The organism is Bacillus sp. GbtcB10, assembly GCF_019091365.1.
Classification (GTDB): domain Bacteria; phylum Bacillota; class Bacilli; order Bacillales; family Bacillaceae; genus Bacillus; species Bacillus altitudinis.
This window is the reverse complement of the sequence record NZ_JAGXJP010000144.1, coordinates 1-272: the sequence shown is the minus strand read 5'-3', so window position 1 is coordinate 272 and position 272 is coordinate 1. Positions and strand designations below refer to the sequence as shown.

The window sequence follows — 272 nt, the reverse complement described above, 5'->3', positions numbered from 1 at the left end:
TTCGTTTCTTTTCAAAGTAATCCAGCAATTAAAGATGAAGCTTGGATTGTTCTTAATGTAGGCGTATGGACGGCAATCATTGGATTAGTTTATGACAAGCTAGATATTTTCTATAAAGAAAGAGAAGCAGCACAAAAAAAAATTGATAGACAGAAAAAGCATATATTTCGAATCATTCCAGGCTGGTATAGAAATTTGAAATACATCACTGCCTTTGTTTTTTCCATAATAGGTTTAGCATATTGTTTTTTCATGAATGATGAGCTATCCAA

General features: G+C 31.6%; 1 pseudogene. It reads left to right on the top strand.

Annotation, left to right across the window (positions count from 1 at the left end):
* Positions 1–272: pseudogene (locus KVT11_RS19905) on the top strand (hypothetical protein); the annotation flags it as partial.